Source organism: Geobacillus sp. CCR (assembly GCF_052906625.1).
The window spans coordinates 1-3,036 of record NZ_JBREBQ010000081.1; the positions used below are offsets into that span (position 1 = coordinate 1).

1 protein-coding gene and 1 pseudogene are annotated in these 3,036 nt (G+C 39.7%); both read left to right on the forward strand.

Going from position 1 to position 3,036, the window contains the following annotated elements:
* Positions 1-386 precede the first annotated feature (386 nt).
* Positions 387-911 (forward strand): annotated as a pseudogene (locus ACVBDQ_RS17835) (UPF0236 family transposase-like protein); the annotation flags it as partial.
* Positions 912-1,596: 685 nt separating this feature from the next.
* The gene (locus ACVBDQ_RS17840) at positions 1,597-2,808 is read left to right on the forward strand and encodes an MFS transporter (protein WP_020278768.1); all 1,212 of its coding nucleotides are present in this window, start codon (positions 1,597-1,599) and stop codon (positions 2,806-2,808) included.
* Positions 2,809-3,036: the final 228 nt, after the last annotated feature.

Below are 3,036 nucleotides of genomic sequence, written 5' to 3' on the forward strand. Positions count from 1 at the left end.
TGGCTGTTGAGTGTGTGGTTACCTCAATGATGGCCGAAAACAACGGGGGTGGCAAGCTTTTTTTCTTCCAACCGTTGAAACTCAAGGGAAAACCGTGAGTGTGGAGGATAAACTTTTGACAATACCGTCATTGACGAGGAAGTGGTGCGCATGGCCTTAGAGGAAATGGGGGTATTAGCACGAAAGGAGCCGAATCGGCCTCTTTTGTGCTTTCTCTTTTCCATCATTCCATCAGGCGCGCTGGAAATCTTCATTTGAAAGAGCGTGCAAACGTTCCGAAAGAATGTGCAAAGTCCGGAATAATCGGCAAAAATTTTGCACATTATTTCGGAATCCATCTGAAATAATTTGAAAAAGGGATTCTGAAAGAATGTGCTAATTTACACGTGCGAAAGAAGCTGGCAAAACAAGACGAAGAAGGGATTCTCGTGGAGCTGAACAGCACGGTCGGCACGTTGGAGGACGAAGCGAAAGAACAACAGCTGGCTGCCATGATCCGCCGGATCGAGTCGATGCCGGGATGCATCCAGGACGATCGGGAGTGGCTGTCCGAGCAAGGGGTGGAGACGACCGGCATGCGTCCGATGGGCCACGCCGAGAGCGTGATGAGCCGGTTTGCGCATCGGGTGAAATCCCGCCGCAGCTGGAAAGACCAAGGGCTTCGGGCGTTTCTAAAAGCGATGGTGGCCCGAATCGACGGGATCGGGTGGAGAAAGGGGCAGTTGGAGGAGGAAGAGCCCCGGAGGGCAGCCTCGGCCTCGACGAAGTCCAAGCGGATCGAACAGGCCAAACGGAAGGCAGGACGGTTGTGGGTGGATGTGGTGCGTCAGAATATACCGTGTCTGCAACGATCATCCGGGACGCCGATCCATCAAGCGTTGTCGGCGCTCCGGGATGGTGGTTGGATGTAAAAAATGGAATACAATATGATCACCTCAAGATGAGGGATGAGGGTCCGAAAGCACTTACGATATCAATTCCTGAAAATGGTTCACTAACTAGTGATTGACAACGCCCGTAGTGAACCGAAAAAATGTTCTCCACAAAGTCTTGACTGACTCTAACACTAGGAAAAACTTGTGGATTCCTTGGTGATGTGCTAATCTATTCATGAGACATGAACCTCCTTGTGGGTAGTTGTGAGCACATCTATTTTACTCAAGGAGTCCCGTTCATGTCTCCTTTTTTGTTTGATTGTCAATTTATGTTAGCAAATTTGCTCATCTACAGTTCTTTAATACAAAATATAAGATATTTTGAATGGGATCAATCCAAGGAATTACCGGAAGTAAGTTTGACCGGTTATCTACAGTTGTCTAAACATTTTAATGAAACTATCAGCTAAATACCACCTTCTATGGGTGGTGTTTTTTATTCAACATAACATAAGATATGTTGCATTCAACGATATCCGACAAAACGAGACGAGGTATTACAAAAAACTCTTTACATTACCGTATTTTCCCGATAAAATAATTATTGTAATAACTGTAATATAATGAATATTTAGTTATATTAAAACCACCCCTTATCCTATGTTTTGATTTTGTTCTGTTTCACAAGTGCGTTACATGCCTAGTCTCAATCTTTCTAAGGGTGATCATTTTGAACGCTACAAAATTTTGTATAGCAACGTTTCTTTCAAACTTGGGGGACGTCATATACAGTGTTGTTATAGCTTGGTATATTGCTGACGTTTTACAATCAGGTTTTTTGATGGGAGCAGTTTTATTTTCCCTAGGTTTGTCGAGATTTATTGCTGGGCTTCTTTGCGGACCGGTTATTGATCGAATAGGGGCAAAGTTGTTTCTGTGGTTGTCAGACATGATAAGGACAATCATTGTGTTAGTTTTGGCTATTCTGTTATGGGATCATACTATCTCTTTTGTAATTCTCATAATGGTCTCCGTTTTGTTTGGAGCGATTGATGCTTTTTATTGGTCAGCCTCAGAATCAATAAAGCCAAGATTAGTCGCTACTGAATATTTGAGTCGTCTCAATAGTCAATACTTCACTGTTGTAAGAACAACGATCATTTTGGGCCCTTTAATAGCCGCTTGGATGGTTGAATCAATCTCAATAGAACATTCCTTGATAGCCATTTCTATCTTATATGCATTTTCAACTTTTTTAATTTTGTTTATTGACTCTAAAAATAGTCATCTTGAAAATATAAACGATAATAATGATAAAACTTCTTACTTTTCGGATTTAAGACTTGGTTTTAGTTTTTTGAATAGACAAAAAATGATTTTTTATTTGGTTATAACTATGTTTTTTGTAAATATTGGAGCAAACGGGGTTAATGTATTGTTCCCTTTTTTAGCTAAAAATGTTAGTGATGATGCTAAGTATTTAGGATATATATATTCATCGATGTCAATGGGAAGTTTGTTAACTGGTTTAATCTTTTCAGTTAAAAGCATTCACAAGGTTGAATTGAAGATTATTTATTTATCTTTTCTTTTACAAGCTACTGGTATTGCCGCACTATGTTTCACCCAAAATTTTTTGATTATTCTAATTTTCGTTTTTGTAATTGGCTTAATTACTGGTTTTATAGGAGTCCTTATACCTACTTTTGTTCAACGTTCTGTGCCTATTCATTTATTAGGAAGAGTTAATAGTATTATGATGGCGATTTCAATGCTTTCAACGCCAGTAGCCCAGTTTATTTTTGGGGTCAGTGTTGATTATTTCAATATAAAATATCTTTTCTTCATTGCAGGTGCTTTGGGTATAGTTACTAGTTTATCTTCGTTATTAATTAATGTGAGAAAAGGTACGCCAAGAGAAACTGTAATGTAAAGGAGGTGTTAAGCTTGAATATATTAGTTGGCGTTACAGGTTCTTCAGGAGTTGTTGAACTACCTATGTATTTACGAGTTTTTAGAGAAAAACTAGATGCTAACTCACATTTCGCACCCTCTCGACGAAAATCGGGAGGATTTTTTCGTTCCGATGTCGAATGAATCCTTGACACACAAGGAACGTAAAGGAGTTTTTCTCTTATGAACGTTCAAGTCAAAAAGGTCT